The organism is Nonomuraea solani (assembly GCF_900108335.1).
GTDB lineage: Bacteria > Actinomycetota > Actinomycetes > Streptosporangiales > Streptosporangiaceae > Nonomuraea > Nonomuraea solani.
In genome coordinates this window covers 97,264-120,906 of sequence record NZ_FNVT01000005.1, presented here as the reverse complement: position 1 = coordinate 120,906, position 23,643 = coordinate 97,264, and the positions used below count along the sequence as shown (strand labels likewise).

Sequence of the window (23,643 nt, the reverse complement as noted above, 5' to 3'; positions counted from 1 at the left end):
GCGCCGTGAACATCAGCCCAAGCCCAGTCGCCCGAAAAGCCCGATAAATCAGGACATCGAGATGGATCTTCGTACCGTGCTCGTCGTCGGCACCGGTCTCATCGGCACCTCCGCGGCGCTGGCGCTGCGCAAGCGGGGCGTCCGCGTGCTCCTCGCCGACCGCGAGCAAGGAGCCGTGCGGCTGGCACGGGAGCTCGGCGCGGGCGAGGAGTGGAGCCTCGACGGGCAGGCCGTCGTCGAGCGGGTGGACCTCGCGATCATCGCGGTGCCCCCCGCCTACGTGGCCAGTGAGCTGCTGGAGCTGCAGCGGCTCGACGCGGCCCGGTTCTACACCGACGTGGCGAGCGTGAAGGCCGAGCCCATCCACCGGGCCGCGCAGCTCGGCTGCGACCTGACCACCTACGTCGCCTCCCACCCGCTGGCCGGGCGCGAGAAGTCCGGTCCCGGGGCCGCCAGGGACGACCTGTTCCTCGGGCGGCCGTGGGCGCTGTGCCCCACCGAGGAGGCCGACCCCGAGGCGAAGACGGCGGTCCTGCGGCTGATCGAGCTGTGCGGGGCCAACGCCGTCGAGGTCAGCGCGAGCGACCACGACCGCGCGGTCGCCGTCGTCTCCCACGCGCCCCACGTCGCCGCCTCCGCCGTGGCCGCCCGCCTGGCCGACGCCACCGACGTCGCGCTGGGCCTGGCCGGGCAGGGCGTCCGCGACGTCACCCGCATCGCGGGCAGCGACCCCGGCCTGTGGCTGGGCATCCTGTCCGGCAACGCCTCCCCGGTCGCCGAGGTGCTGGAGGCGGTGGCCAACGACCTGGCCGACGCCGCGAGCGCCCTGCGCGCCCTGGCCGAGGGCGACGGCACCGCCACCGGCGAGATCACCCAGCTCCTCAAGCGCGGCGTCGTCGGCCACGACCGCATTCCCGGCAAGCACGGCGGCCCCGCCTCCTCCTATGCCGTCGTCCAGGTCGTCATCGGCGACCGCCCCGGCCAGCTCGCCCGGCTGTTCCAGGTGTGCGACGAGGTCGGGGTCAACGTCGAGGACGTCCGCCTGGAGCACGCCCCCGGCCTGCCCCTGGGCATCGCCGAGCTGTCGGTGGAGCCCGGCGCGGCCACGTCGCTCACCGAGGCCCTGCGCGAGCGCGGCTGGCAGGTTCCTTAGGAGCCGATGTCACGTCCGTGCCTCCTCGATACGTCCTTGGGTCGAATCGAGGAGGTAGAGGAAGATGACCGACATCCTGGTACTGGGCGCGGGCTACACCGGCGTCACGGCGGCCATCAGGGTCGCACGTAAGACCCGCCGTACGGGTGGCAAGGTCACGCTGGTGAACGCCTCGGCGCGGTTCACCGAGCGGCTGCGCCTGCATCAGACGGCGGCGGGGGAGCGGCTGGCCGATCACCGGCTGGACGACGTGCTCGCCGGCTCCGGCGTCACGTTCGTCCAGGGCCGCGTGACAGGGCTCGACGTGGGCCGCCGGGCCGTCGAGCTCGATGACGGGCGGGTGCTCGGCTACGACAAGCTGATCTACGCCCTCGGCACCGTCACCGACGCCTCCGTCCCCGGGGTCGCCGAGCACGCCTTCGTGTACGACGACCACGCGGGCACGGTACGGCTGTCCGAGCGCCTCGACACGCTGACGGGCGGCACGGTGGTCGTGGCCGGCGGCGGGCTGACCGGCGTGGAGTCGGCCACCGAACTGGCCGAGGCCCGGCCGCACCTGCGCGTCGTCCTGGTGACCCGGGGACGGCCCGGCGCGATGATGGGCGACGGCGCCCGCGCCTACCTGGACGCGGCGCTGCGGCGGCTCGGCGTCGAGGTACGCGACGGCGCCCACATCACCAAGGTCCTCCCGGACGCCGTCGAACTGGGCGACGGCGAGCTGATCCAGGCCGACGCCACCCTCTGGACCACCGGCACCAAGGCCCTGCCCCTGGCCGCGGACTCCGGGCTGAGCGTGGACGCGCGCGGCCGGATCGTGGTGGACGCGGCGCTGCGCTCGGTGTCCCACCCCGACGTGTACGCGATAGGCGACGCCGCCGCCATCACCCAGCGGTACGGCGTGCTCCACGGCACCTGCCAGGGCGGCATCCCCACCGGCCTGCACGCGGCCGACTCGCTGGCCGCCACGCTGCGTGGCCGGACCCCGAAGCCGTTCCGGTTCGGGTACTTCCATCAGCCCGTCAGCCTGGGCCGCCAGGACGCCGTCATCCAGTTCACCCGGCCCGACGACAGCCCGCGCAGGTGGTATCTGACGGGGCGGGCGGCGGTCACGTACAAGGAGACGGTGAGCGGCAGCCCGATAACGACGTTCCGGCTGCTCAAGCGGGGCCTGGTGCCCGTCTGGGCGTTCGCGATGACCGCCGGTCTCTGACGCCTCACGTGGTGTGCCGCTCCAGCGTGCGCCGTGCCCGTTCCACCGAGACCGGGAGCTCGCGCCGTTCGGCCAGCGCCCGTGGCAGCCGCCGTACGGCCGTGCGCAGGCCCTTCCAGCCGGTCGGCCCGGCGCGCAGGGCGGCGAGCGCACGGCGCGCCACCACCCGCCACGGGCGGCGCAGCACCGCGGTCAGCACGGCGTTGCGCGTGGCCAGCGCCTGACTGCCGCGCGGATCCCGGTCGCGCGAAGGGTGGTGGTGGGCCACGACGTCGTCCACGTACGCCAGCCCCCACCCCTTCGCGGCCAGATCCACGGCCAGCCGCTCTTCCGCACCGAAGTCGTCGAACCCGCCCGCCTCCAGGAACGCCTCCCTGCGCACCACCGCCCCGCACGCCAGGAACCCCAGCACGCTGGGCCCCGGCAGGTCCGGCTCGACGCCGAGCGGTGAGCGGCGCATCGCCTCCGACACCGCGTCCAGCCGCTCCTCCGGGCCCACCAGCACGCGGGCGGCCACCACCGCCAGTCGCGGGCAGGCGTCCAGCACGTCGGCGGCCCGGTCCAGCGCGCCCGGCGCCCACCAGGAGTCGTCGGCGAAGGCCACGTAGGGCGTGGCGGCCAGCCGGACGCCGAGGTTGCGCGCGGGCGCGCCCAGGTCGGCGCCCGGCTCGACCAGGTGAACGTCGGGGAAGTGGCGGCGGACGAACCCGGCGGTCCCGTCGGTGGAGCCGTTGTCCACGAGGATCACCGGGCGTGGGTGCAGCGGAAGCGAGCGCGCCAGCGCCCGCAGCCGATCCTTGCCGGCCACGACCACGGTGACCCGCGCTTCCCCCGTCACATGGGATCACTAACCGGGAACGGGAGTGTTACTCCTGTTCAGGTGGCCGCGCCGCGGGCGATGTAGAGGTTCATGCCGGTGAAGTCGAGGGTGACGTTGAAGGGTTTGAAGAAGGGGTGGAAGAAGGCGACCGGCACGTCGAACCCGTTGCGGGTGATCGGGGCCTGAGGGTGCGTGTAGCAGTAGATGTCCCTGGCGGCGGCGTCGCCGATACGGATCTCCTTCGGGTAGCAGGGGTGGGTGACGGCCGGGTGGCTGCCGGCGAAGGTCTCGATCGGGCGGTCGTTGTCGCTGCGGATCCGCAACCGCTCGCCCGTCTCCCCGAAGATGACCGCGGCGGCCTCGTTGTGCCCGCCGAGGTTCACACCCACCACCCGTGAGCCGGAGTCGGCGACACCGGCGACGCCGCCCCTGCTGTGCACGTACTGCTCACGGGCCAGCCACATCGGCAGCGGCTCCGCGCCCGCCCGCGCGGCGGCGGCGCGGGCCGTTTCGGGGGTCCGGCGGCGCAGGATCAGCTGCCGTCCCGCGTAGTCGAACGTGGTCAGCAGGTGGTAGAAGACCCACGTGCCGATCATGCCGTCGCTGTCGGTGCCGACATCGTCGCCCGACTCCGTCTCCGACCAGCCCACGGGCAGGTTGCGCAGCTCGATGCCGCCCAGCTTGAAGGAGTCCAGCACCCCGTAGTGCGCCCATATGACGTCGTTCAGGTAATCGATCTTCTGACTGGCGACGGGGCTCAGCCCGGCCTCCCTGGCCACCGTCGCCGACAGCGACAGCGACGGGGCGCCGGTGTAGAAGGTGAAGCGCTTCGCCGGTCCGCCGTTGACCGAGGCCTCCACCAGCGGCACCGGGTCCATCTGGTCGAACGGCACCTTCGCGAGGTCGCCGTGGACCTGGTACGCCTCGCCGCGGACCGCCGCGAACCACTTGGCGTAGTTGTCCTCGCCGATCGCCTGCCAGTGCGGTACGGACTGAGAGAGTTTGTCCTGCCGGATGTAGCAGTCGGCCAGGAAGTAGTTGGCGTCCTTGTCGCCGGGAGCCAGCTGGACGGCCATCCTGAGGTATTTCTCGGCGTCGGCGAACCGGTTGCCCAGAAGCCCGACGTAGCCGCGCTGCCGGGCCGCGTGCAGGTTCGCGGGGTCCGTCTTCAGGATCTCCTCGTACGCCCGGCCGGCCTGCTCGAACCTCCCGGCCTTGAACAGCGCGTCGGCGTCACCGCTGCCGGCGTGCGCCGCCCTGCCCAGGAGCGGCGCGGTCGCGGCCGCACCGGCCACGACGGCGGCGCCCCGCAACAGCGAACGCCGGTCCCAATTTCCGTCACCAGCCACATCTTCTCCTTACTCGCCTGCCGATCGACCTCGTCCACTGTCGACCGGCCGCGTCCCCGCCTCGTTCGCGCCGTGTCATGGTCGTGTCACATTGACGGGCGGCCGGGAGTGGCGTACAAAGTGGGTAACAGTGTTACCCATAAGAAACGGCGTTACCAGATGACCTCCGCATACCGGCAGGCCCAGCGAGAAGGGCAGGGCGTCGTCAGGACGGCGATCCTCGACGCGGCCAAGCGGCTGCTCATAGCCGAGGGCGCGGCGGCCCTGACCGTGCGGCGAATCTCCGGCGAGGTGGGCTGCTCCACCAAAGTGATCTACACGCTCTTCGGCGGCAAAGACGGGCTCAGCGAGGCGCTCTGGGTGGAGGGGTTCGGCCGGTTCGAGCGGCGGCTGCTGGAGGTGCCGCCGGAGGGCGACGCGCTGGCGCGGTTGTACGCCGGGCTGACGGCCTACCGGGACTACGCGCTGAGCGAGCCTGACTACTACCGCCTCATGTTCCAGGGGGCGATGCCGGGCTTCGAGCCCGGCTCGGAGGCGATCGGCGCGGCCAAGCGAACCTTCGACCTGCTGGTACGCGGCGTGATGAGCTGCCTCGAAACCGGGGCGCTACGCGGCGCGGCGGCCGAGGAGGTCGCCGACGTGCTGTGGATGGCGATGCACGGCGCCGTAAGTCTGGAAATTTCAGGTTTTTTCGATCAGGACGTGGCCGCTCGGCGCTACCGGCTCCTCTGCACCTCGGTGCTCTCGCCGTTCCTGGCCGCTGACGGAAGGGACACCCCATGACCACTCCCTACAAAGACGGCTTCGCCCCGGTGGCGGAGGAGATCACCGCCTTCGACCTTCAGGTCACCGGCCGCATCCCGGCCGAGCTCAACGGCCGCTACCTGCGCAACGGTCCCAACCCGCTCAGCCTCGACGACCCCCACGCCGGCCACCTGTTCCTCGGCGAGGGCATGGTGCACGGGGTGCGGCTGCGCGAGGGCCGCGCGGAGTGGTACCGCAACCGGTGGGTCCGCAACGCCGAGGTCTCCCGCCGGCTCGGCGAGCAGCCCAGGCCGGGGCGCGTCCACGGGGGCATGGACTTCGCGGCCAACACCCACGTCATCGGGGTGGCCGGGCGCACGCTCGCCACCGTGGAGGCGGGGCCGCTGCCGTACGAGCTGACGTACGAGCTGGAGACCATCGGCGCGTGCGACCTCGACGGCGGGCTGCCCGGCGGGTTCGCCGCGCACACCCACGCCGACCCGGTCAGCGGCGAGCTGCACGCGCTGGCCTACTTCTTCGGCTGGGACCACCACCAGCACATCGTGATCGACGCCAAGGGCGCGGTCACGCAGGTCAGGGACATCCCGATCGCCGACGCGCCGATGGTGCACGACTTCGCGATCACCGAGCGGTTCGTGGTGATCTACGACCTGCCGGTGACGTTCAGCATGGCGCACGCGGAGAAGGGCGTGCAGCTTCCGTACGCGTGGAACGACGCCCACCCCGCCAGGATCGGGCTCCTGTCGCGGGCGACCGGCGATCTGCGGTGGGTGGAGGCGCCGTCGTGCTGGGTGTTCCACACGCTCAACGCCTACGACGACGGCGACGAGGTGGTCGTCGACCTGGTCAGCTACCCGAAGGGCTTCGTGGACGCGCGGCTCGACCTCGGCGGCCCGCCCACCCTCGACCGGTGGCGCATCGACCTGACCACCGGCCGGGTCCGGGAGCAGCGGCTCGACGATCGGACGCAGGAGTTCCCGCGCATGGACGAGCGCCGCAGCGGCCTGCCCTACCGCTACGGCTACACCGCCGCCACCCGCGAGCTGCACGACGTGGTCGGCCCGGCCGTCGCGGAGATGGAGGACCTGCCCGACGAGGTGTTCGACAACACGCTCATCAAGCACGACCTGGACAAGGGCACGCAGGAGTCGCGGCAGTTCGGGCGCGGCGCGTACGTGGGCGAGCCCGTCTTCGTCGGCGCGGGCGAGGCCGAGGACGACGGATATGTCATCTCGTACGTGAACAACCCCGCCAGAGGCGCCGCCGATCTGGTGATTCTGTCGGGCCAGGACTTCGCCGGCGAGCCGGTCGCCACCGTGCACCTGCCCGCCCGCGTGCCGCTCGGCTTCCACGGAAGCTGGATCGCCGACTGAGCGGGAGGCGGTAGCCTCTTCAGGTTGGGACAAACGTGAAGAGGGAGAGGCCGTGACCGGTCTGGTCGTCGCCATGGACGGTCCTTCGGGGTCGGGTAAGTCGAGTGTCTCGCGCGGAGTGGCCCGCGCGCTGGGCCTGCGTTACCTCGACACCGGGGCGATGTACCGCGCGATCACCTGGTGGATGCTCCAGCGGGGCGTCGACCTGGCCGACCCCGCCGCGATCGCGGCCCGCTCCGGCGAGCCGTCCATCGTCTCGGGCACCGACCCCGACGGCCCCGCCATCCACGTCGACGGCGTCGACGTCGCGGGGCCGATCAGGGCGGCCGAGGTCACCGGCGCGGTCTCCGCCGTCGCCGCCGTGCCCGAGGTGCGGGTGCGGCTGGTCGAGCTGCAGCGGGAGATCATCGGCGCCGGTGACATCGTGGTGGAGGGCCGCGACATCGGCACGGTCGTCTGGCCGGACGCCGCCGTCAAGGTCTACCTGACGGCCAGTCCGGAGGCCCGTGCCCGCAGGCGCAGCGCCGAGGTGGCCGGCTCCACGGTGGAGGCGCAGCAGGAGGCCATGGCCAGGCGTGACACCCTGGACTCAACACGGAAGACGGACCCACTCTCGATGGCGGATGGCGCCGTCGAGCTCGACACCACCGCGCTGAACCTCGAAGAGGTCATCGCGGAGGTGCTGAGACTGGTCGCGGAGCGGAGGAGCTCGGGGGGAGAGAGCAAGAGACGACCCAACGAGTCCCGAAGCGGCCGCGACCGTATACACGAGCGCACCTGAAGGTGCGGCACTCACAAAGGATGAAAGAACGTGTCTACGGGGGACTGGGTCGAGGCCGACCTCGACGAGCTTGAGATCACCGAACACGACGACAGCACTCCGCTGCCCGTCGTCGCCATCGTGGGGCGGCCCAATGTGGGCAAGTCCACGCTGGTCAACCGCTTCATCGGCCGCCGCGAGGCCGTCGTCGAGGACGTGCCCGGGGTCACCCGCGACCGCGTCACCTACGACGCCAACTGGCGCGGCCGCCGCTTCACCGTGGTCGACACCGGCGGCTGGGACCCCGACGCCACCGGCATGAACCTGCGCATCGCCGAGCAGGCCCAGGTCGCCGTCGAGCTGGCCGACGTCATCGTTTTCGTGGTGGACGCCACCGTGGGCGCGACCGACGCCGACGAGATCGTGGGCTCGGTGCTGCGGCAGTCGGGCAAGCCGGTCATCCTGGCCGCCAACAAGGTCGACAACCAGCAGCTCGAACTGGAGGCCGCCGCGCTGTGGTCGCTCGGGCTGGGCGAGCCCTATCCGGTGTCGGCCCTGCACGGCCGCTCCAGCGGTGACCTGCTCGACGTGATGCTCGACGCGCTGCCCGAGACGCCCGCCGTGACGTTCGGCGCCGAGCGGGGGCCCGCCCGCGTGGCCCTGCTCGGCAAGCCCAACGTCGGCAAGTCCTCGCTGCTCAACAAGCTGGCCGGGGAGGAGCGGGTGCTGGTCGACCCCATGGCGGGCACCACCCGCGACCCGGTCGACGAGCTGATCGAGCTCGGCGGGCGCACCTGGCGCTTCGTCGACACGGCCGGCATCCGGCGGCGCGACCGCGAGCTGCAGGGCGCCGACTTCTACGCCGCCATGCGCACCAGGGCCGCGCTGGAGCGCACCGAGGTGGCGATCGTGCTGATCGACGCCAGCGACACGCTCACCGAGCAGGACCTGCGCATCATCAGCCTGGTCATCGAGTCGGGCCGGGCCATGGTGGTGGCCTTCAACAAGTGGGACCTGGTCGACGAGGACCGGCGCTACTACCTGGAGAAGGAGATCGACCGCCAGCTCGTCCGCACGCCGTGGGCGCTGCGCGTCAACATCTCCGCCAAGACCGGGCGGCACCTCGACCGGCTGGTGCCGGCGCTGGAGAAGGCGCTCGACTCCTGGTCCACCCGGGTGCCGACGGCGCGGCTCAACGCCTTCCTGACCGAGCTGGTCCAGGCGACGCCGCCGCCGGTGCGGGGCGGCAAGCAGCCGAAGATCCTCTTCGCCACGCAGGCGTCGGTCGAGCCGCCCAAGTTCGTGCTGTTCACCTCCGGGTGGCTGGAGGACACCTACCGGCGCTTCATCGAGCGGCGCATCCGGGAGGAGTTCGGCTTCGCCGGGTCGCCCATCGACGTCACGATGAAGATCCGGGAGAAGCGCCAGAAGAAGGACAAGTAAGGCTTGAAGCGAAGGGGGCGGCAATCACTTTGCCGTCCCCTTCGCATGCTCGTAAGATCGACGCAACGCGTTGACGGAGACGAGTAGCCAGCGGCTCCGCACGGGTCCAGAGAGCCGCCGGTAGCTGTGAAGGCGGCCCCGTGCCCCACTGGTGAAGACACTCCCGAGTGCGGGGAGGAAATGCCCCGCCGGCCTGACCCCCGTCATCGGGTCGCCGAGGCCGTCTCCTCGTGAGGCGGCGAAAGTGCGGTGGCACCGGGAGCTCCCTTCTCCCCCGCACTCCCAAGGGGTCATGCAATTCCTCGTGAGGAGCTGTGATGATCTCTCGTGTCATGTCGGCGGAGCTCGCTGAGCACGCCGGGCAACGAGTGACGATCGCCGGATGGGTCCATCGCCGCCGGCAACTCAAATCCGTGTCCTTTCTCGTCGTCAGGGACCGCACCGGGCTGGCCCAGGTGGTGGCCGCGGGCGACCTGCCTCCTGAGGAGAGCGTCGTCCAGGTCACCGGCACCGTGACGGACAACCCGCAGGCGCCAGGCGGGTTCGAGCTGGTCGCGCCCGAGGTCGAGGTGCTGACCCAGCACTGGGCGGCGCCGCCGATCGACCTGTATCGCCCCGTGGTGGGCGCGGCGCTGCCGACCTTGCTCGACCACGCGCCCGTCACGCTGCGGCACCCGATGCTGCGGGCGCCACTGGAGATCTCGGCCGCCAGCGTGGCCGGGTTCCGCGAGACGCTCGACCGGCAGGGGTTCACCGAGATCCACACCCCGAAGATCGTCGCCTCGGCCACCGAGTCGGGCGCGAACGTGTTCGGCATCGACTACTTCGGGCGGCCCGCGTTCCTCGCGCAGTCGCCGCAGTTCTACAAGCAGGCGATGGTCGGGGTGTTCGAGCGGGTCTACGAGGTCGGGCCCGTCTTCCGCGCCGAGCCGCACGACACCGTACGGCACCTGGCGCAGTACACGAGCCTGGACGCCGAGCTGGGCTTCATCCAGGACCACCGGGACGTGATGGCCGTGCTGCGGGAGGTGCTGGCGGGCATGATCGAGTCGGTACGCCACCGCGCCGCCCCCGCCCTCGACCTGCTCGGCCTCGCGCTGCCGGAGGTGCCCGACGAGATCCCGGTCGTCCACTTCACCGACGCGCAGGAGCTGACCTCGTCCGACGAGCCCGACCTGGCCCCCGCGCAGGAGCGGTGGCTGTCGGAGTGGGCGGAGAAGGAGCACGGCTCCGAGTTCCTGTTCGTCACCGGCTACCCGCTGTCCAAGCGGCCCTTCTACACCCATCCCGACCCCGCGCGGGCCGGCTACTCCAACGGGTTCGACCTGTTGTTCCGGGGGATGGAGCTGGTCACGGGCGGGCAGCGGCTGCACCGATACCCCGACTACCTCGCCGCCCTGGGCAACAGGAACGAGGAACCGGGGCCGTACCGGGGCTATCTGCAGGCGTTCCGGCAGGGGATGCCGCCCCACGGAGGGTTCGCGCTGGGCCTCGAACGGTGGACCGCCCGGCTGACGGGCGCCGCCAACATCCGCCAGGTCACGGCCTTCCCCCGCGACCTCAACCGCCTCTCACCCTGAGCGGGCCTCATGCCCCGTCGCCGGCCCGGCGGCGGGGCATGAGCAGCGCCACGGCCACACCGAGCACGCAGATGAACGCCGTGACCAGGAACATCTCGGTGTATTCGGTGTGCAGGGCCGCCTGCACCTTCGCGGTGTAGTCGGCCAGCCGCCGCTGGTAGACCTCCGGGTCCACGCCGAACGGCAGCGGCGTGTCCAGGTCCGCGGTCAGCGACTGGAACCGGTAGAAGCCCCACGCCGACACGGCGGCGATGCCGATCAGCATGCCCATCATCCTGGCCACCACGACCGCCGCCGACGCCACGCCGTGCTGCGCGGCCGTGCTCACCCGCAGCACCGCCGACGAGACGGGGGCGATCACCAGGCCCAGCCCCAGCCCGGCGACGACCAGCGCGAGGTCCACCACGAGGCCCGCGCCGGTCAGGTCGAGCGGCCACCGGCTCATCAGCCAGTAGCCGGCCGCCGCCACCGCCAGCCCCGCGATCGCCACGACGCGTTCGCCCAGCCTGCGCGCCAGCAGCCCGCCGACCAGGGCGCCGGCGGTCAGCGCGGCCAGGAACCTGGCCAGGACCAGCGACGCCGCCAGCGCGTCCTTGCCGAGCAGGGTCTGCGCGGTGAAGGGCACGAACACCATGGTGACCAGGAGCGCGGCCCCGGTCAGGAAGCTGACGGCCAGCGTGGCGAGCAGCGGGCCCTTGCGGGTGCCGGTGAGGTCGAGGAGCCGGACGGGGGAGCGGATCTCCCACCACACGAAGCCGCCGGCCGCCACCACACCGGCCGCGATCACCGGCAGGCCCCACGGCGGCAGCACCGAGCTCTCGGGGTCGGGGTTGTACAGGCCCACGACCAGCAGCCCGAGCGCGAGCGCCAGCAGCACCCCGCCCACCACGTCAACCCGCCCGGCCGCGGCGCCCACGCCGAAGGTGGTGCTCGGCCGGGTACGGGCCGGGACCGTGAGGTGGACGGCGACGGCGGCCAGGGCGGCCAGCGGGAGGTTGATCCAGAAGATGGCGTGCCAGCCGCCCAGCTCCACCCCCGCCACGATGGTGCTGGGGATCAGCGCGACCACGCCGCCGTACAGTGGCCCGAGGGCGCTGCCCAGCTCCTGCGCGGCCCCGACCGCTCCGAGGGCCACCGGGCGTTCCCGTTCGTCCCACAGATCGCCGATGAGCGCCATCGTGATCGGCAGCAGCGCGCCGCCGGCGATTCCCTGCACCGTGCGCCCGGCCACCACCATGCCCTCACCGGAGGCCAGCGCCGTCAGCACCGAGCCGAGCGCGAAGGCCGCCAGGCACGCGTGGATCAGCGGCCGCCGCCCGTAACGGTCGGAGAGCTGGCCGAGCAGCGGCATCGCGGCGACGTAGCCCAGCAGGAAGCCGGTGACGATCGGCGTGGCCCGCTCCAGGTGGTTGAGCGGGATGCCCACGTCCTCGGCGATGTCGATGAGGACCGTCACCACCACGTACGCGTCGAGCGCGGCCAGGAGCACCACCGCGCCCCCCGCGCCGAGCGCGACCCGGCGGGCGCGGCTCATTTGGCGGCGGGCGGCGTGATCGTGATCGGCGCGTCGTAGTCGCTGAACGACACCGTCACCGTCCCGCCCTGCAACGGCAGGCTGGCCTTGGTGAGCCGGCTGGTCGCCTGCTCGATCCAGACCTTGCCGTTGACGCCCTGGGTGACGCCGGGGATGATCTGCCCGACGACCTGGGCGGGGAAGGTGGTGGCGACCCGGTAGGCGCCGCTCTCCAGGGCCTCGACCTTGGGATCGGTGGCGGAGGCGAGCAACTGCGCGATGCCCTTGGTCGGCTCCAGGATCACCGACGGGTCGTAGAACTGCGCGAGCTGCTGCCGCGTCATCTTCTGGAAGCCGCCCGTCGGCCCCTTGAAGTGCACGGTGTCGCCGACCAGGGCGAAGCTGACCTCCTGCAGAGTGCCCAGCACCTCGAGCGTGAGCGAGCCGTCGGCGTCACCCGCCGCCGTGAGCCGGCCGTCGGCCTTCTTGACCGGCACCTTCGGCTTGCCCTCTGTCGCGATCGAGAAGCCGGCCGACTTGACGCCCTTCATGGCCTCGGAGGCCTTCTTCATCAGGTCGGGACCCGCGGGCAACTCGGCCCCGCCGCCGCTCGACGAGCACGCCGACGCCAGCGCGAGGACGGCCACGATCAGTAGCTTTCTGAGCATGTTGCGGATCGTAGCGAGCGCCCGTAAGGTCCGTGCGCCATCGCTGATATCGGTTGGGTGTCAGCTGTTCCAGGGCCTCAGCGGAGCTTCTTCAACTGCTCCACGAGCGGCGCGTACGCCTCTTCGATCGCCTGGAGCTGATCGTCGGTGAGCCGGTCGACGAAGTGCTCGCGCACGCTCGTCACGTGGAACGGCGCCACCCGCTGGATCGTCTCCCAGCCCTCGTCGGTCAGCACGGCGAACGTGCCCCGCCGGTCGTCGCGGCAGTCCTCCCTGGTGACCAGCCCCTTGGCCTCCATGCGGGCGATCTGGTGCGACAGTCGGCTGCGCGACTGGATCGTCGCGTCCGCCAGGTCGCTCATCCGCATGCGCCGGTCCTGGCTCTCGGAGAGGTTGACGAGGATCTCGTAGTCGTTCAGCGAGAGCGAGTGCTCCTGCAGCTCGCGGTCGAGCCGGTGCATGAGGAGCTTGTGCAGCGCCAGGTGTGTACGCCAGGCACGCTGTTCGGCGGGTGAAAGCCAGCGAGGCGCGCTCATGATCTCCAATGTAGCGCACATACAGTGGTGCGCTATGGAGGAGAAATCGGGGGAAAGCCTGGGCACCGTGCTCGTGGCGGGCGCGGCCAACCTGACCATCGCGCTGGCCAAGCTCATCGCCGGTCTCATCGGCGGATCGGCGGCCATGCTCTCGGAGGCGGCCCACTCCGCCGCCGACACCGTCACCGAGCTTCTGCTGCTGGTCTCGGTACGCCGCTCCGACAAGCCCGCCGACCGGCGCCATCCGTTCGGGCACGGCAAGGCGGGCTTCTTCTGGGCCATGATGGCGGCGGTCGCGACCCTCGTCGGCGGGGCGGGCTTCTCGATCACGCACGGGCTGCACGAGATCGGCCACGGCGAGGAGCTGGCGAACCTCACCCCCTCCTACATCGTGCTGGCCGTCTCCTTCGTCATCGAGGGCATCTCGTTCGCCAAGGCCTTCTCCCAGTTGCGCGGCGAGGCCGGCCGGCACGGGGTGTCTCCGCTGCGCCTGGTGCGGCTCACCTCCGACACCGCCCTGAAGGCCGTCCTGTTCGAGGACGCGGCCGCCCTGGCCGGGCTGCTGATCGCGGGAGGCGGGCTGCTCGGCTCGCAGCTCACGGGCTCGGCGCTCTGGGACGGGGCCGCCTCGGTCGCGATCGGCCTGCTCCTGCTGGCCGTGGCGCTCACCCTGATCCAGTCGAACATGTCGCTGCTCATCGGCCAGGCGGCGCCCCAGCAGCTGGAGACCGGCATCCGCGCGGTGCTGGCGGGGCAGCCCGAGGTGGAGAACGTGGTCGAGCTCCTCACCATGATGATCGGGCCGGGCGCCATCCTGGTCGCCGCCAAGATCGACTTCAGGGACGAGGCGAGTGCGGCGGGGGTCGAACGGGCCTGCGAGGAGGTGGACCGGCGACTGCGGGACACCTTCCCGGGCGTCAGGCAGGTCTTCCTCGACCCCACCCCGACCCGCCGCCGCCTCTGACCGCCCCTTCCGCTTTTCCAGCCGCTGTGACCGGCCCCTCCCTTCCCAACGGAAGGGCCTCGCCGAAGTGTGGTGGTTCAGCCGGGGATGGGCACCCTCCGGGCCGGGGTGTCCGTGACGACCGCGACCCGGATGTCCGGCCCGGCGCTCCACTCCAGCAGGTGCCGCCCCGTCAGGTCGTCGCCGCCCGTGTGCAGCTTGTCGAGCGTCAGCTCGCCCCGCTTGATCAGGGACTCCTTGCGCGTCCAGTGCCTGATCAGCTCGTCGTTGCCGGTGACCAGCGCCCGCTCGCGTGGAGTGAGCACCCGGTCGGCCAGGTCGGCGTCGAGCGGCCCCGGCCGGACGCGCTCGGCGTCCACGCCGACCTTGCCGGGCCCCGCCGCCGCGCACACGTAGCCGCGCGTGTGGCTGAAGCTGACGCCCAGGTCGGGGGCCTCCTCGATGGACGGTCTGCCGTGGCCGAAGCCGTGCAGGTCACAGTATTGCCGCAGGGTCAGCTCGTGCGGCCGGGCGTCGAGCGCGGCGGCGGCGCAGAGCCGTACGAGGAGGTGGGCGGCGACGAAACACGCGCGGTCGGCGTCGAACCTGAACCGCGCCGCTCGCTCCCGCTCCACCTCGGTGAGCCAGTCGTCCGGGGCGCGCACCTCATCGGGGTGGCCGCCCATCGCTAAAGGGCCGATCGTCAGTCCTTCTTCTTCTCGTCGCCGTTGAGGTTGTACTGGTCCTCCGAGGCCGCGCCGAGCACGGTCACGTCATGGATCTTCCAGCGCCCCTTCTCCTTCACAAGACTGATCTTAAGGTGCGAGTCCTTGACGGAGCGGATCGCCTCGGAAGTGTTCACCTGCTGATCGACGACGACGATGGCGTGGGCGGTGGCCTCGTCCACGTCGGCCAGGTAGACCTCGCGCACGGTCGCGTTCGAGGTGGCCTTGAGTTTGACGATGACCTGCGCCATCGCGCCGCCGAAGGCCGCGTCGTACGTGGCCAGGAAGTCGCCGGTGGCCTGGGCCGCGAGCGTGGAGCGGGTGGTCTGGAGGTTCTGGTAGTCGTAGCTGAGCAGCGCCGTGCTGAAGGCGCTCGCCGCGCCGGAGACCTCCAGGCGCAGGGAGCGCTCCGAATCCAGCCTGGCGCGCGCGTCCTGGGCCTGAGCGGCGGAGACCCACTGCAGTACGGCGGTGGCGGCGATCGCGGCCACCACCATCGCGGCCACCGCCGCCAGCACTCTGCTCCGCGTGAAGCGCCCGGGAACGGTCACTTCCGGAGGGGCCGGGTCTTCCGTCTGGGCCTGGCCGGTGACGTCCTGACTGGTGGTCATGGTGACTCCTCACGGCGGCGAGCGGCCCGGCCCGCCACGATCCAGCCCACGATGCCACCACTCGCCACCACGGCGAGGAATATCGCGGCAATCAGCGGGACGGTGTTCAACGGGGTACCGGACGAGGCTCTGGTGGCGGCCACGCCCTTGGGGGTCGCGGCAGGCGGTTCGGTGGCCGGGCGGCTCTCCGTCCGGCGGCTGGGGGAGGGCGTAGAGACTTCGCGCCGGTCGGTGACCAGATCGGCGGCTTCCTGACGGTCGGGGGCGGGCCGGCGGTCGGGGCAGGCGCGGAGTTTCGGCACCGTGGGCGGGCCGAGCGGGCCCGCGTACTCCTCGGCCGGTTCGGGCGCGCCCGGCACGCTGAACACGAACGTCGCCTTGCCGTACACGGTGTCCCCGCGCCGGTCGCTGATGTCGTCGGCCAGGCTCAGGGCGGTCGGCATGATGCTCAGCAGGTGGTGCACGTTGCGCCCGGTCTCGGCCGAGAACACCGGCCGGTGCGGCAGCCCGGCCGCCGTCAGCAGGCACGAGAACCCGGGTCGCGATCGCCTGATCGCCGTGTCGAGCTGGGCGAACACCCCGGGCCCCTGATCGAGGAAGGCGTTCAGGTCCGTACGGGAGGCCCGCAGCGCGGCCGTCACCGTGCTCAGGTCCGTGATCCCGGAGGCCAGCTCCCCCCGCTTGCCGACCAGCGTGTGGGTGAGCCGGGTGAGCTGCACCGACAGGTCGTCGAGCACGTCGGCGTTGTCGGCGAGGGTGCCGGTCACGGCGTGGGCGTCGTCGATGATGTGCCTGATCGACGACGCCCGGCCGTCCAGGGCGACGGCCAGCTCGTGGGTGATGGTCTTGGCGTCCTTCGGCGGCACCGCGTTGAGCAGCCTGCCGACGCCCTCGAACAGCTTCTTGTAGTCGAGCGGCACCGTGGTCTTGGCCAGCGGAATCGTGTCGCCGGCCGCGAGCGACGGCCCGGTGACGCCCTTGGCGGGCGGCGACAGCTCCACGTACGGCTCCCCGATGGCGGACTTGCGGCGTACCTCGGCCGTCACGCCCTTCGGCAGCCGGATCTCCCTGTCGATGTCGAGCCCCAACACGATCTTGCCGGGCGCCAGCCGCACGTCGCCGATCTTGCCGATCCGCACCCCCAGGTACGCCACGTCGAACCCCCGGATGAGACCGGGCGAGGAGACGAACTCGGCCGACACCCGGTACGGCCGCTCGATCGCGTCCAGCCGGATGATCGTGCTGAACGCCCATACCGTCATGACGACGCCCAGCACGACGAAGAAGCCGAGGTTCAGATAGATGCGGTTCTTCATCGCGGCGGCTCCAGGAGCAGGCGGAAGTCCTCGATCCGGTTCGGCGGCGCGGGCCGGTCGCCGGTGCGCCGGGCGGGCAGCAGCACGCCCTTCAGCCAGAGATAGATCAGCACCTGCCCGTTCACCGTGATGGGCGGCGTGTCGATGAACGCCTGGAGCCTGGCCACCAGCGTCTTCAGGTCGTTCCTGCCGCGCTGCATCGCCGTCGAGATGGCCTCCAGCTCCCGCAGCAGCGTGCGCAGGCGGGCGGCGTGGCGCGGGTAGACGGTGAGGTTGGCCTCCTCGGCCAGCTTCGTCAGCGCCACGATGGCCTTCTTGACGTGCCTGCGCCCGTGCGCGATCCGCGCGGTGGCCGCCGCCAGCGTGCCCGGCAGCCGGTCCAGCTCCGCGCTGCCCTCGGCGAGGTCGTCGCCCAGCCGGGCCAGGGCGTCGATGCTGGTCCCGAGGTCGTGGCGGGCGGCGGTGTAGGCGTCGGTGACCTCGGCCGTCCGCCTGATCAGCTTGTTGACGTCGTCGCCCTTCCCGGCGAACGCGGTGGAGGCGGCGTCCAGGATGGCGTTCACGTCCTGCGCGCCGAGCGCCTCGATGAGCGGCCCGGCCTTCGCGGTGACCTGCTCGATGTCCGGCTCGACCGACGTCTCGGAGATCGTGGCGCCGGCGGCCAGGTACGGCCCCGTGGACAGGTCCTTGCCGCGCGGCGGGGTGAGCAGGACGTAGTTCTCGCCCAGCACGGACGTCTTGGCCACCGTGGCCGTGCTGCCCACCGGCAGCCGGCGCTCGGACCGGATCGACATCGTCACCCTGGCCCGGTAGCCCTGCAGCCGGATCCCGGTGACCGTGCCCACGCGCACGTCGGAGATCTGCACGCTGTGCCCGGCCACCAGGCTCTGCACGTCGTCGAAGACCGCGTGCAGGGTCAGGTCGCCGCTGGTCGAGCCCAGCGTCTGCAGTGAGCACGACGCGGTGACGGCCAGCGCCGCCAGCCCGGCCAGGAGCCGCGTTCTCATCGCCGGCCTCCCCGCCGCTCGAAGGGACAGTTGCTCAGCCCGGCCGGCAGGCACGGCACCGGGCCCAGGTTGAGCGCGTCGAACAGCGGTGTCAGCCACGCCCTGGTCATCGCGTTGAGCACGACGCGGATCTTCAGTACGTGCTGCTCGCGGTCCCAGGCGTCGATCACCACGTCGGCGAGGTCGGCCGCGCCCTTGACCGCCCGCGCCGCGGACGCGCTGTTGGCCCGGACCGTCAGCACCAGCTCGGCCAGCGTCGTGGCCGCCTGCGGCAGCCGCTGCCCGTACTGCTCGATGATCACGTCGCCGCGCCGGACGAACCCGGCCATGGAGCTCACGAACTCGCGCAGCCGCCGCCGCTCCTCCGCCAGCACCGCGCTCGCCTCGGAGAACGCGTCGATCGCGCCCGTCACCTGGCCCTCTCGCCTGTTGAGGCTGGTCGCCAGCTTGTTGAGGCCCTTGGCCAGGTCGACGAGCCGCTGGTCCTGCTTGGCCAGCACGCCGGTGAGCTCGGAGGTGTCGGCGATCGCGTTGTTGATCGTCTTGCCGCGCCCTCTGACGCCGTCGGCCAGATCGTCCGCCACGTCGCCCAGCTTCTCGTCGTCGAGCGCGTCGGTCAGCTTGGTGAACGCGTCGAGCGCGTCGTCGATCTCCACCGGCAGGTCGGTACGCTCCAGCGGGATGGTCGCCCCCGGCCGGATCCGCTGGTCACCGGGCTTCCACGGGGGATAGAGGACGACGTTGCGCTCGCCGAGCGTGTTCTGCGGGGCGACCACGGCCTTCACACCGGCCGGCAACGGCACTTCCCGGTCGATCCGCAGCTCGACGCGTACCTTGTCCCCCTGGATCTGGATGCGGTCCACGTAGCCGGCGTCGAGGCCCATCACCTTCACCCGCGCCTCCTCGTACAGGGCGGGCGCCTTGCTGAAGATCGCCACCAGCCGGTACGGCTCGGCCCCCGTCAAAGAGCACCCGGACGCCAGGAGCGTCCAGGTCAGCAGCACCGCCACCAGCCGTCTCATCCGTCGCTCTTCCTGTCCTTGGCGATCGCGCCGAGCACTTCGGGGTTGATGGGGCCGAGGCCCGTGGCTATGGCCTCCAACCACGGGCCCTGACCGCCCATCGTGGACAGGCCGGAGAAGGTCGGGCCCGCCCACGCCAGGAGCGAGTTGAGCCGCTCGTTGCTGCCGCTGAGCCGGGTCGTGATGGCCACGTTGTCGTCGAGCACCTGGACGAGCGTGCGCTCGTGCTCGTTGATCAGCCGCGTCGTGCTCCGTACCAGGTCGCTGCCGTCGCCGAGCAGCGTGCGCAGCTCGGCCCGGCGCGCCCGCAGCTCGTTCAGCAGGATCTCGATGGCGTCGATGAGCCGCCCGAGCTGCCGGTCCTTGCGCTCCAGGACGTCCATGATGCGGGCGCCGTTGTCGAGCAGCCGCTGGAGCTGCGGCTCGCTCTTGCTGATGGTGTCCGACAGGTCGCCGATGTTGTCCAGCAGCCGGGTGACGCGGCCGCGCCGGGAGGTGTCGATCTTGCCCAGCTCGGTGAGCAGGTCGTCCACGGCGTCGGTGTCCAGCCGCTCGACCAGCCGGGTCGCGTCCTTGATGGCGTCGTTGATCAGGGTCGGCACGCCGGTCCGCGCCACCGGGATGCGCCGCTGGGCCTCGGGCAACTGGTCCATGTACGGGGCCGACACCGGCCCGGTGAGCTTGACGTAGCGGCCGCCGAGCAGGTTCGACAGGGCGACGTCGGCCCGGGTGTTGCGGCCCAGCCGCACGCCGTCGTCCACCTTCCAGGTGACGACCACGTGCCCCTGGGCGTAGTCGGCGCGCACCTCGGTGACCTTGCCGACGCGCACCCCGGCGACCCGGACGTCGTTGCCGGTCCGCAGGCCGCCCGAGTCCGCGAACACCCCTGACATGTGGTAGCCGCCCTCCAGCAGCCCCAGGTTGCCCACCAGGAACGTGGCGACCAGGATCGCGCCGAGCGTGGCCAGCGACACCAGCCCGACGGCGTGCTTGTTGCGGTCGCGGAAGGACTTGAGCGCCATCACTGTCCCACCAGCAGCTTCCGCAGGTCCTTCTCGCTCTGGATCCTGGTGGTCCGCAGCGGCGGCGGCGCCTCCATCGGGTAGGGGCAGGGCGCGGCGCTCAGCGCCACGCACGGGACCGCGGTGATGAAGTAGCGGCCCCGGTTGACGGTCGTGTACGCCCGCGCGAGCAACGGCTGGAACGTGCTGACCGTCTTGTCGATCGAGGCCACGTTCCGCCTGATGCCGCCGGTCAGCCCCGACAGGTTGTCCACCACGGCGCCCAGCTCATCGGCGTTCTTGCCGAGCACCTCGTTGGTGGTGTGGAACGTCGCCGACAGCTCCACCAGCGCGTCGTCGATCAGCTTCCGGTTGCCGGCGAACGCCTCCGACAGCGTGACCAGGTTGTCCACCAGTTGCTCGATCTGCCGGTCCCGCCTGGCGACCACGCCGGTGACGGTGGCGTAGTCCTCCAGGAGCTGCTCGATGGTCTTCTTGCGCTCGTTGACCGTGGTGGTGATGGCGTTGACGTTGTCGAGCAGCCGCGGGATGTTCTCGTGGTTGCCCTTGAGCGACTTGGCGGCGGCCGTGAGGAGCTGGTTGATCTGCTCGGGGTCCAGGCTCCTGGTGAGCGGCCCGAGGTCGCTGACCAGCTCGCCGATGTCCACGACCGAGGAGGTGCGGTCGATGCGCGAGCCCGGTGGCAGCAGGCCGGGCGCGGTGCCGGGCAGCAGGTAGACGACGCGCTGGCCGACGGCGTTGCGCCAGCGGACGGCCGCCTCGGTGTCGGTGGGCACCCTGACCGTGTCCTGCACCTCCATGGTCACCTCCGCCCGCCCGCCGACGACCCTGATGGTCTCCACCTGGCCGACGGGCGCCCCGGCGATCTTCACCTGGTCGCCCTCGGTCAGCCCGGACACGTCGTCGAACATCGCGACCAGCCGGTAGCCGCCGCCGGTGCTCACCCGCGCGATCTGCACGCTGATCAGCACGATGAGCGCGACGGTCAGGCCGACGAACAGCGCGAAGCGCACGAAGGTCCAGCGGCGGCGGACACGTTCCATGCTCACTCAGCGCCTCCCATCGGTCGGGCCGCAGGCGCCGACGATCAGCTCGCAGACGTCGGTCGCCACGAACGCCTCCACCTGGAGCTGGCGGCTGCCGTTCGGTCCCGGCGCCTCGATGAGCTCGTTGAGCAGGTCGACCAGCCGGGTCAGCCCGCGTACGCCGCCACCCGCCAGGCCGAGCTGGGCGTAGATGAGCGCGGCCACCCGCTCGCCCGAGTGCACGCCCGCCCGCAGGTCGCCCCGGTGCCCGGCCAGGCCGTGCGACACCTGGCCGGAGATCGAGGTGAGCTCCTGCAGCAGGGCGCGCACCTTGTCGGCCCGCTTGAGCAGGTCCGGGGTGATGACGTTGACGTCGGAGGAGATGGCGATGAGGTCGTCGCCCTTGTCCGACAGGGCCGTGCCGAGCAGGGCGGCGTCGCGCAGGAACCGCCGTGCCCGCTCCCGCTGCCGGTGCGCCACGCCGACGAGGGTGCCGGCGTCGTCGATCAGCTCGCGCAGGTTCCCGCCCTCGCCCTCCAGCCCCTTGGCCAGGGTGTGCACGATGACCGTGACCTCGCGCGGATCGACGGCGTCCAGGCCCTTGTAGGCGTCGCCGAGCGTGTCGGACAGGTCGAGCGGGCCCTCGGTGGCGGTGATCACGGCGCCGGCGCCCAGGTAGGGGCCGGTGGTCTCGCCGGTGCCCGGCTTGAGGTTGACGAACTTGGGGCCGAACACCGACGTCGGCTCCACGGAGGCCACCGTGGACTCCGGCACCCGGACGCCCGGGTCGAGGTGCATGGTCACCACGGCCCTGCCCTTGGCGTCGAGGTCGATGCCCGTCACGTCGCCGACCGTGATGCCGCGGATCTTGACCGGGGAGTTGGTGTCGAGGCCCTGGCCGGACCGGGTGAACACGGCGTCGATCCGGGTGCCGCTGAGCTGTGTGGCGGTGCGGACGACGTACAGGGTGGCGGCCGCGAACACCGCGAGTACGGCGAGCGCGATGCCCACCCGGGCGGCGAGAGAGAGCTCAGATCGGGCCATCGGCTCACCCCGTCAGCGGTATGTTGCCGCCGCCGCCCCAGAACAGGTACGACAGCAGCAGGTTGAGCAGCACGATCGTGACGATCGACTGGCGGATGGCCCGGCCCGCCGCCACCCCCACCCCCACCGGCCCGCCCGTGGCGTGGAACCCGTGGAAGCAGTGGATGACGATGACCGCGAAGGCGAACACGGCCACCTTCGAGACGCTGAACACGATGTCGCTGACCGGCAGGTACAGGTAGAAGTAGTAGTCGTAGACCCCGGGCGCCAGCCCGAACAGCACGGTGCACATCAGCCGGGTGGCGAAGAAGCTGGCGAACAGGGCGATGAGATAGATCGGCACCAGCGCCAGCAGCGCCGCCACCACCCGCGTGCAGATCAGGTACGTGAAGGCGTTGATGCCCATCACCTCAAGGGCGTCGATCTCCTCCGAGATCCGCATCGCGCCCAGCTCCGCCGTGAACGACGAGCCGACCTGCGCCGCCAGCGCCGTGGCCGCGATGATCGGGGTGATCTCGCGGACGTTGGCGAAGCTGCCGACCAGGCCCATGAACGACTCCGCGCCGATCGCCTGCAGCCCCTGGTAGCCCTGCAGGCCCACGGTCGCGCCCACGACGAACGCCATCGTGAACACCACGAAGATCATGCCGCCGCCGATGACGGTCGCCCCGACCCCCACCACGACGTCGCTGACCTGCCGGATGACGACCTTGGCGTACTTCAGCCGCAGGATCACGTCGCGGACCGAGTAGAACAGCACCTTCCACACGAACAGCGGCCAGTCGGCCAGCGTCGCGAACCGCTCGGCGACGTCCCGCCCCCGCAGGGCGAGTCTGAGGCCGGCCGTCCGCGTCGCCATCAGAGCGACCTCGGGGGATAGGCCAGGAAGTAGACGGCCGAGATCACGTAGTTGAACGTGAACACCAGCATGAACGTCACCACGGTCGACTGGTTGACCGCCCGCCCCACGCCGACCGGGCTGGCCGCGCACGTCATGCCCTTGTAGCAGGCCACGCCCGCCGCGATGAAGCCGAAGATCCACGCCTTGAACAGGGTGACGTACAGGTCGGAGGCCACGACCAGGGACAGCGCCCCGTCGAAGTACGCGCCGGGGGTGACGCCCTGGACGACCACGTTGAAGAAGTAGCCGCCGCTCGCGCCCGCCAGGATGACCAGCGGGCACAGGCACACCGCGACCGTGCTGGCCGCCCACATGCGCGGCGTGACCAGGCGGTGGATCGGGTTGACCGACATGACCTCCATGGCGCTCAGCTCGTCGCGGATGTGGCGCGCGCCGATGTCGGAGGTCATCGCGCTGCCGCCGGCCCCGGCGATCAGCAGCGCGCTGGCCAGCGGCGCCACCTCGCGGATGAGGCCGACGAAGACCGCGCTGCCGGTGGCCGAGCCGGCGCCGAGCTGCCAGGCCAGCTCGCCGACCTGTAAGGCCACGGTGGCGCCGAGCGGCAGGGAGACCAGGAGCACGGGGACGCTGGTGACACGGGCCAGGAACCAGCACTGGTCGACGAACTCCCACCACCAGTGCCGGATGTCCCAGGTCCGGCGCAGGCCCTCCAGCACGATGACGAACAGGTCTCCGACCTGGCCGAGAGCCGAGCCGGCCCGGCGTCCGACGTGCCCGGACCAGGCCATCGCCACCTCCGCCGCCTACGGATTGGCAACCCTACTGACGGGTTGTCCAGTAGTCGACGCTTCAGTGGGAATTTGAGGAAAAGGTATGAGGCCCAGGTCGCACCTTGT

Annotated in this window: 23 protein-coding genes; 8 read left to right on the top strand and 15 right to left on the bottom strand. The window is 71.4% G+C overall.

The genetic code is table 11. The features are described 5' to 3' along the window. Positions 1 to 61: 61 nt before the first annotated feature. Both C4V41_RS20255 and C4V41_RS20250 read left to right on the top strand, forming a co-directional pair. Positions 62 to 1,153 carry a prephenate dehydrogenase gene (locus C4V41_RS20255; RefSeq protein ID WP_103957471.1) on the top strand — a complete coding sequence of 364 codons (1,092 nt, stop codon included), beginning with the start codon at positions 62 to 64 and terminating at the stop codon, positions 1,151 to 1,153. Between the two features lie 64 nt (positions 1,154 to 1,217). Further along, entirely contained in the window at positions 1,218 to 2,363 is a 1,146-nt protein-coding gene (locus tag C4V41_RS20250; protein ID WP_103957470.1) for an NAD(P)/FAD-dependent oxidoreductase, read from the top strand. Between the two features lie 4 nt (positions 2,364 to 2,367). On the opposite strand, the gene C4V41_RS20245 is transcribed toward C4V41_RS20250, so the two are convergent. Next, complete coding sequence (locus C4V41_RS20245; RefSeq protein WP_103957469.1) at positions 2,368 to 3,201, bottom strand: glycosyltransferase family 2 protein; 834 nt, start codon at positions 3,199 to 3,201, stop codon at positions 2,368 to 2,370. A gap of 38 nt (positions 3,202 to 3,239) precedes the next feature. Beyond that, on the bottom strand, positions 3,240 to 4,532 hold the full coding sequence (locus C4V41_RS20240) for an aspartyl protease family protein (RefSeq protein WP_103957468.1): 1,293 nt from the start codon (positions 4,530 to 4,532) through the stop codon (positions 3,240 to 3,242). Positions 4,533 to 4,691: 159 nt separating this feature from the next. On the opposite strand from C4V41_RS20240, the gene C4V41_RS20235 reads away from it, so the two are divergent. The 5 genes from C4V41_RS20235 to aspS all read left to right on the top strand — a co-directional run bounded on the left by C4V41_RS20235 (position 4,692) and on the right by aspS (position 10,453). Continuing rightward, entirely contained in the window at positions 4,692 to 5,315 is a 624-nt protein-coding gene (locus C4V41_RS20235) for a TetR/AcrR family transcriptional regulator (protein WP_103957467.1), read from the top strand. Then, on the top strand, positions 5,312 to 6,670 hold the full coding sequence (locus C4V41_RS20230) for a carotenoid oxygenase family protein (RefSeq protein WP_103957466.1): 1,359 nt from the start codon (positions 5,312 to 5,314) through the stop codon (positions 6,668 to 6,670). Before C4V41_RS20235 ends, C4V41_RS20230 begins: the two co-directional genes overlap by 4 nt. Before the next feature lie 52 nt (positions 6,671 to 6,722). Next, entirely contained in the window at positions 6,723 to 7,451 is a 729-nt protein-coding gene (gene cmk / locus C4V41_RS20225) for a (d)CMP kinase (RefSeq protein WP_235030262.1), read from the top strand. Between the two features lie 30 nt (positions 7,452 to 7,481). After that, positions 7,482 to 8,873 (top strand): ribosome biogenesis GTPase Der, encoded by a 1,392-nt coding sequence (gene der, locus C4V41_RS20220; protein ID WP_103957465.1) that lies wholly within the window; start codon positions 7,482 to 7,484, stop codon positions 8,871 to 8,873. A 317-nt stretch (positions 8,874 to 9,190) separates the two neighbouring features. Then, positions 9,191 to 10,453 (top strand): aspartate--tRNA(Asn) ligase, encoded by a 1,263-nt coding sequence (gene aspS, locus C4V41_RS20215; RefSeq protein WP_103957464.1) that lies wholly within the window; start codon positions 9,191 to 9,193, stop codon positions 10,451 to 10,453. A 7-nt stretch (positions 10,454 to 10,460) separates the two neighbouring features. On the opposite strand, the gene C4V41_RS20210 is transcribed toward aspS, so the two are convergent. The 3 genes from C4V41_RS20210 to C4V41_RS20200 all read right to left on the bottom strand — a co-directional run bounded on the left by C4V41_RS20210 (position 10,461) and on the right by C4V41_RS20200 (position 13,170). Further along, positions 10,461 to 11,987 carry an MFS transporter gene (locus C4V41_RS20210; protein WP_103957463.1) on the bottom strand — a complete coding sequence of 509 codons (1,527 nt, stop codon included), beginning with the start codon at positions 11,985 to 11,987 and terminating at the stop codon, positions 10,461 to 10,463. After that, positions 11,984 to 12,634: an LppX_LprAFG lipoprotein gene (locus C4V41_RS20205; RefSeq protein WP_103957462.1), complete on the bottom strand. Its 651-nt coding sequence runs from the start codon at positions 12,632 to 12,634 to the stop codon at positions 11,984 to 11,986. The genes C4V41_RS20210 and C4V41_RS20205 overlap by 4 nt, the downstream gene beginning before the upstream one ends. Before the next feature lie 77 nt (positions 12,635 to 12,711). Further along, a complete protein-coding gene (locus tag C4V41_RS20200; RefSeq protein WP_200824111.1) occupies positions 12,712 to 13,170 on the bottom strand; it encodes a MarR family winged helix-turn-helix transcriptional regulator in 459 nt (152 codons plus the stop codon). 34 nt (positions 13,171 to 13,204) lie between these two features. On the opposite strand from C4V41_RS20200, the gene C4V41_RS20195 reads away from it, so the two are divergent. Continuing rightward, complete coding sequence (locus C4V41_RS20195) at positions 13,205 to 14,134, top strand: cation diffusion facilitator family transporter (RefSeq protein WP_103957460.1); 930 nt, start codon at positions 13,205 to 13,207, stop codon at positions 14,132 to 14,134. 77 nt (positions 14,135 to 14,211) lie between these two features. Here C4V41_RS20195 and C4V41_RS20190 read toward each other — a convergent pair whose 3' ends face one another. From C4V41_RS20190 to C4V41_RS20145, 10 genes are read right to left on the bottom strand one after another with little or no spacing between them, the layout of a single operon-like run. Further along, positions 14,212 to 14,799, bottom strand: a complete 588-nt coding sequence (locus C4V41_RS20190; RefSeq protein WP_103957459.1) for a 4'-phosphopantetheinyl transferase family protein — start codon at positions 14,797 to 14,799, stop codon at positions 14,212 to 14,214. 17 nt (positions 14,800 to 14,816) lie between these two features. Next, positions 14,817 to 15,449 (bottom strand): hypothetical protein, encoded by a 633-nt coding sequence (locus C4V41_RS20185; RefSeq protein ID WP_103957458.1) that lies wholly within the window; start codon positions 15,447 to 15,449, stop codon positions 14,817 to 14,819. Then, positions 15,446 to 16,765, bottom strand: coding sequence for an MCE family protein (locus tag C4V41_RS20180; RefSeq protein WP_103957457.1), 1,320 nt, complete (start codon positions 16,763 to 16,765; stop codon positions 15,446 to 15,448). The genes C4V41_RS20185 and C4V41_RS20180 overlap by 4 nt, the downstream gene beginning before the upstream one ends. Further along, the gene (locus C4V41_RS20175; RefSeq protein WP_103957456.1) at positions 16,762 to 17,772 is read right to left on the bottom strand and encodes an MCE family protein; all 1,011 of its coding nucleotides are present in this window, start codon (positions 17,770 to 17,772) and stop codon (positions 16,762 to 16,764) included. Before C4V41_RS20175 ends, C4V41_RS20180 begins: the two co-directional genes overlap by 4 nt. Beyond that, complete coding sequence (locus C4V41_RS20170) at positions 17,769 to 18,794, bottom strand: MCE family protein (RefSeq protein WP_103957455.1); 1,026 nt, start codon at positions 18,792 to 18,794, stop codon at positions 17,769 to 17,771. Before C4V41_RS20170 ends, C4V41_RS20175 begins: the two co-directional genes overlap by 4 nt. Then, complete coding sequence (locus C4V41_RS20165; RefSeq protein ID WP_103957454.1) at positions 18,791 to 19,816, bottom strand: MlaD family protein; 1,026 nt, start codon at positions 19,814 to 19,816, stop codon at positions 18,791 to 18,793. Before C4V41_RS20165 ends, C4V41_RS20170 begins: the two co-directional genes overlap by 4 nt. Beyond that, positions 19,816 to 20,859 (bottom strand): MCE family protein, encoded by a 1,044-nt coding sequence (locus tag C4V41_RS20160; protein WP_103957912.1) that lies wholly within the window; start codon positions 20,857 to 20,859, stop codon positions 19,816 to 19,818. The genes C4V41_RS20165 and C4V41_RS20160 overlap by 1 nt, the downstream gene beginning before the upstream one ends. A gap of 6 nt (positions 20,860 to 20,865) precedes the next feature. After that, positions 20,866 to 21,885 (bottom strand): MlaD family protein, encoded by a 1,020-nt coding sequence (locus C4V41_RS20155; protein ID WP_103957453.1) that lies wholly within the window; start codon positions 21,883 to 21,885, stop codon positions 20,866 to 20,868. A 4-nt stretch (positions 21,886 to 21,889) separates the two neighbouring features. Then, positions 21,890 to 22,744, bottom strand: a complete 855-nt coding sequence (locus C4V41_RS20150) for an ABC transporter permease (protein ID WP_103957452.1) — start codon at positions 22,742 to 22,744, stop codon at positions 21,890 to 21,892. Further along, the gene (locus tag C4V41_RS20145) at positions 22,744 to 23,535 is read right to left on the bottom strand and encodes an MlaE family ABC transporter permease (protein WP_103957451.1); all 792 of its coding nucleotides are present in this window, start codon (positions 23,533 to 23,535) and stop codon (positions 22,744 to 22,746) included. The genes C4V41_RS20150 and C4V41_RS20145 overlap by 1 nt, the downstream gene beginning before the upstream one ends. Between the last annotated feature and the right edge of the window lie 108 nt (positions 23,536 to 23,643).

What these genes read in the sequence shown, in the direction of transcription:
- C4V41_RS20255 (WP_103957471.1), top strand. Translation starts at nt 62, where the DNA reads ATGGATCTTCGTACCGTGCTCGTCGTCGGCACCGGTCTCATCGGCACC.
- C4V41_RS20250 (WP_103957470.1), top strand. Translation starts at nt 1,218, where the DNA reads ATGACCGACATCCTGGTACTGGGCGCGGGCTACACCGGCGTCACGGCG.
- C4V41_RS20235 (WP_103957467.1), top strand. Translation starts at nt 4,692, where the DNA reads ATGACCTCCGCATACCGGCAGGCCCAGCGAGAAGGGCAGGGCGTCGTC.
- C4V41_RS20230 (WP_103957466.1), top strand. Translation starts at nt 5,312, where the DNA reads ATGACCACTCCCTACAAAGACGGCTTCGCCCCGGTGGCGGAGGAGATC.
- aspS (WP_103957464.1), top strand. Translation starts at nt 9,191, where the DNA reads ATGATCTCTCGTGTCATGTCGGCGGAGCTCGCTGAGCACGCCGGGCAA.
- C4V41_RS20210 (WP_103957463.1), bottom strand. Translation starts at nt 11,987, where the DNA reads ATGAGCCGCGCCCGCCGGGTCGCGCTCGGCGCGGGGGGCGCGGTGGTG.
- C4V41_RS20205 (WP_103957462.1), bottom strand. Translation starts at nt 12,634, where the DNA reads ATGCTCAGAAAGCTACTGATCGTGGCCGTCCTCGCGCTGGCGTCGGCG.
- C4V41_RS20200 (WP_200824111.1), bottom strand. Translation starts at nt 13,170, where the DNA reads ATGAGCGCGCCTCGCTGGCTTTCACCCGCCGAACAGCGTGCCTGGCGT.
- C4V41_RS20195 (WP_103957460.1), top strand. Translation starts at nt 13,205, where the DNA reads ATGGAGGAGAAATCGGGGGAAAGCCTGGGCACCGTGCTCGTGGCGGGC.
- C4V41_RS20190 (WP_103957459.1), bottom strand. Translation starts at nt 14,799, where the DNA reads ATGGGCGGCCACCCCGATGAGGTGCGCGCCCCGGACGACTGGCTCACC.
- C4V41_RS20185 (WP_103957458.1), bottom strand. Translation starts at nt 15,449, where the DNA reads ATGACCACCAGTCAGGACGTCACCGGCCAGGCCCAGACGGAAGACCCG.
- C4V41_RS20180 (WP_103957457.1), bottom strand. Translation starts at nt 16,765, where the DNA reads ATGAAGAACCGCATCTATCTGAACCTCGGCTTCTTCGTCGTGCTGGGC.
- C4V41_RS20175 (WP_103957456.1), bottom strand. Translation starts at nt 17,772, where the DNA reads ATGAGAACGCGGCTCCTGGCCGGGCTGGCGGCGCTGGCCGTCACCGCG.
- C4V41_RS20170 (WP_103957455.1), bottom strand. Translation starts at nt 18,794, where the DNA reads ATGAGACGGCTGGTGGCGGTGCTGCTGACCTGGACGCTCCTGGCGTCC.
- C4V41_RS20165 (WP_103957454.1), bottom strand. Translation starts at nt 19,816, where the DNA reads ATGGCGCTCAAGTCCTTCCGCGACCGCAACAAGCACGCCGTCGGGCTG.
- C4V41_RS20160 (WP_103957912.1), bottom strand. Translation starts at nt 20,859, where the DNA reads ATGGAACGTGTCCGCCGCCGCTGGACCTTCGTGCGCTTCGCGCTGTTC.
- C4V41_RS20155 (WP_103957453.1), bottom strand. Translation starts at nt 21,885, where the DNA reads ATGGCCCGATCTGAGCTCTCTCTCGCCGCCCGGGTGGGCATCGCGCTC.
- C4V41_RS20150 (WP_103957452.1), bottom strand. Translation starts at nt 22,744, where the DNA reads ATGGCGACGCGGACGGCCGGCCTCAGACTCGCCCTGCGGGGGCGGGAC.
- C4V41_RS20145 (WP_103957451.1), bottom strand. Translation starts at nt 23,535, where the DNA reads ATGGCCTGGTCCGGGCACGTCGGACGCCGGGCCGGCTCGGCTCTCGGC.